Here is a 3,099-nt window from a genome sequence, read left to right as displayed (position 1 = left end):
CCGGTGACACAGAGCATCGACCGCGACGAGAGCCGGCAACGGCAGGCCCGTGATAAACTTATCCAGGCTTGGCAGGGGAATGGCCAAGCTCCCGGCGAAGGCAAGGATCCTTATCTGCAGAGGTTGTTGATGCGTCAGTTGGAGGAACAACATATTGAGGCGATTATATCGGCTGTTGAACGGTATTTGTTGCCACCCTTTATGTTCAATCTGGCGAAAAGTGAGCCAGTGAAACGCGAAAAGAAGGCCTGAGGAAAGCGCGCGGTGCGCCTCTTCAGCGACGGCAGTATGCGCCGTTATATTGTTTTCTTACACGTAAATGTCAGCTAAAAAAGATTGTAGTCAGGAACGGTCAGTGTGAGTGCAGTTATCGGAGAGAGGAATGTTGAAACTGGTTAACGGATTATTGGGTTTCGCACTGTGATTTTTTCAGCACAGCAGCGTTATAATGCCAGCAGGGCGTCCTACAGAACGGCTTTTTATCTGGAGGTGGTGGAGGTAGAAAACGATGCGACGATGCACTGCAGCCCGCCATCGATCGGTTGGCGGACGCGCTGTCACTACACTGCGACTGGATCCCGATCCCCGGTTTACGCTGATAAAAAAAGAGCGCCATGCGGTGGATGCCGAGCTCCGAATGACGCACCCCGGCGACAGCCTGCGCATGGCGTAGATCTCGGTCTGGGACCATGAATCCGGATTATTCGGCCAACTGATGGTAGCGGGCATTTACAGCAGTCAACCGCTGCCCTACATGGCCAAAGCTGGCTATTCCCAGTTTTGGCCATGTCGCTAACCGCTGCGCGTCGGTGCTTCCCATCATCATATCAGCGGTCACTGCCGCGCAAACCAGTATCGTTATCTACTACTAGCCCCGGTCCATGCTGCACATCGCGTTTCCCATAGCCAACAATAGCTCTGTGTTTCGCAGAAATAAAGATACCTACATCAGCTATCTCATCGGAAACCGCAGCCCGAGAACCCTGGCGGACTGGCTGCAAAAAGAGGGGCTAGCGGACGCTGTCGACGCCGGCGCCGATTCAACAGTTAATCATAATGACGGGTTTTTTCGCTATTACCGTCTCTCTTTCCGACAAAGGAAATGCGCAGCGAGACCGGGTAGTGGCTATTTTTCCTATCTGTCTCTGCCGCGACATCAGGGGATTCAGCGTCATTATTTCGACGAGATAGCCCATGTGCTGAATGCTTCTTGTCTGGCCGATCGCTACGATCCGTCCGCCATCGGTGCGCGCCTCGGCACCAAGTAGCCGCAGTATGCCCGTTTCTGGTTCATCATCCTGGATACACCGCACGACAAGGCGACATACTTTGTCGATGTCTCCTATCAGGTGGGTAAACTGACGCTGGTGCAAATCGACTGCTGGCGACAACCCGGAGCATGCGATCACGCTCTCGTTACCGGCGTTTACTCCTTATATCGCCAACAATTTAGCTGATTCACAGCGCAAGTCATCCCGAGAACCTTGAAACTCTGATCGACGATCCGGGGCTACGGCTGCACTATATGCCGAATATGTCGAGCTGCATGCCGAATATGCCAAGCTGCGCGTTCGCCGACGAACCGAGCGCGGATATCACGTTAAATTTTCGCAATGCCGCTGTCATGGACAGTGCACACAGTCAGGTGCTGTATTCGTTAAACGACTATATTTCCAATTTCGAACTGGCGGAGTTGAGCAATCAGGCCTATGTGGGCGGCATTAGCTTTTTCTTCTACGTCAACGACGGTCTGACCATCAAGGTCAGTGGCTACTCCCAGCGTTTGGCGCCTCTAGTGAATGCGCTTTTGGACCGCTATCTGGCGATAACCTCGACAGCGCAGCAACTGCAGCAGGCCAAGGCCTGGTGTCGCCCGCAGCTAGATGGTACGGATAAAAGCAATATCTACTCCCAGGAGATCATTTCGGCAAAGCCCATTTCCGACATTTCCTATGTCGAGCGCGACGCGAAACAGGCGCTTGTCGACGGCATTATTCTTCAAGCGGTGATGGATTATTGCACGACGCTTATCAAACCCACCGCCTTGGACGTGCCGTTATTTGGTAACCTGACCCCCGAGCGGGCGGAAACGCTGGCGCGTGGGCTGAATGAATACCTGGGGCTGACCGGCGTCGACTGGCAGCGCGCCAAAATAAGGCCACCGTTTATGTGCTGCTGCGGGCGGTCATTCAGAAGCGGCTCGACAGTACTGATTCTGCCCTGGCGACGGCCTATGTTCCCATCGGTTATAACCGTATCGAGGGGATGGCCTGCAGTTATCTGCGTCGCAGATTGTCAACTCCTGGTTTTACAAGCAATTTTCCTACCCAGGAGCAGCTGGCTATCTGGTTATACCGTGTTTATGCTGCCTATTTTCGCCGGCGATCTGGCTGGTTTCGAGTTTGTGATGCAAAGCGGTTGCTATCAGCCGACATATCTTTGTACCAGCTCTATCTAGCGTTTTTCACCTAGGGACTGCCAGCGGCTGAATTCTTCTGGACCAGACGGATTTTAAGCAATAAAAGCAAGGTGTGATAGCCCAGCTGCATCAGAAACCTCAGACGCTGGGCGAAGAGGTGAATCTCTATACCGGCGATCTGGAGCATGATAATATACGCTTTGATACGGGTGCTCGTCTGAATTATCCATTTGCGGACGCTGACCCAGTCGCAGCTGGGCGACTATTACCATCGGGCAGTTATCAAACAGCATGGGCTGGCCATGTTGTCGCAAATTTCCGGCATCGACACGGGTGACAAATCCAGCTGATTACGCTCATCCCACCGGCTGGACTCTGTTTTCCGATGTGTCAGCTCTGCAACAGGTGCTGCCGGTGCAACCAAAGGAAACCGATCGCGTTGATGATCTCCGAAATCCTTAACCCTCTCACGTTGCCGCTGCAGGGCGCTCGTCTTATCGAAGCGTCGGCAGGAACGGGAAAAACCTATACCTTGGCGGCGCTTTATCTGCGGCTGCTGCTTGGGCTGGGCGGCATGGCGGCTTATCCTCGTCCTTTGAGCGTGGAAGAAATATTGGTGGTGACCTTTACCGAGGCCGCCACCGAAGAGCTGCGCGGCCGTATCCGCGACAATATACATC

General features: G+C 53.7%; 6 protein-coding genes. 5 read left to right on the top strand and 1 reads right to left on the bottom strand.

Annotation, left to right across the window (positions count from 1 at the left end):
• The 4 genes from BG74_RS04770 to BG74_RS04760 form a co-directional block, all read left to right on the top strand.
• The coding region (locus tag BG74_RS04770) for a hypothetical protein (RefSeq protein ID WP_187202636.1) at window positions 1-252 on the top strand (252 nt) is incomplete at its 5' end.
• 256 nt (window positions 253-508) lie between these two features.
• Window positions 509-673, top strand: coding sequence for a hypothetical protein (locus BG74_RS13125; protein ID WP_187202635.1), 165 nt, complete (start codon window positions 509-511; stop codon window positions 671-673).
• A 247-nt stretch (window positions 674-920) separates the two neighbouring features.
• The gene (locus tag BG74_RS04765) at window positions 921-1,268 is read left to right on the top strand and encodes a hypothetical protein (protein ID WP_187202634.1); all 348 of its coding nucleotides are present in this window, start codon (window positions 921-923) and stop codon (window positions 1,266-1,268) included.
• 257 nt (window positions 1,269-1,525) lie between these two features.
• Window positions 1,526-2,458, top strand: coding sequence for a hypothetical protein (locus BG74_RS04760; protein ID WP_066596985.1), 933 nt, complete (start codon window positions 1,526-1,528; stop codon window positions 2,456-2,458).
• Window positions 2,459-2,468: 10 nt separating this feature from the next.
• Here the strand turns inward: BG74_RS04760 and BG74_RS13120 are convergent, their stop codons facing one another.
• The gene (locus BG74_RS13120) at window positions 2,469-2,606 is read right to left on the bottom strand and encodes a hypothetical protein (protein WP_187202632.1); all 138 of its coding nucleotides are present in this window, start codon (window positions 2,604-2,606) and stop codon (window positions 2,469-2,471) included.
• 255 nt (window positions 2,607-2,861) lie between these two features.
• On the opposite strand from BG74_RS13120, the gene BG74_RS04755 reads away from it, so the two are divergent.
• Window positions 2,862-3,099 (top strand): UvrD-helicase domain-containing protein (locus tag BG74_RS04755; RefSeq protein ID WP_073961084.1); only part of this gene is annotated, 238 nt, incomplete at its 3' end.

This window comes from Sodalis-like endosymbiont of Proechinophthirus fluctus (genome assembly GCF_001602625.1).
GTDB lineage: Bacteria > Pseudomonadota > Gammaproteobacteria > Enterobacterales > Enterobacteriaceae.
This window is presented reverse-complemented; position numbering and strand designations above follow the sequence as displayed.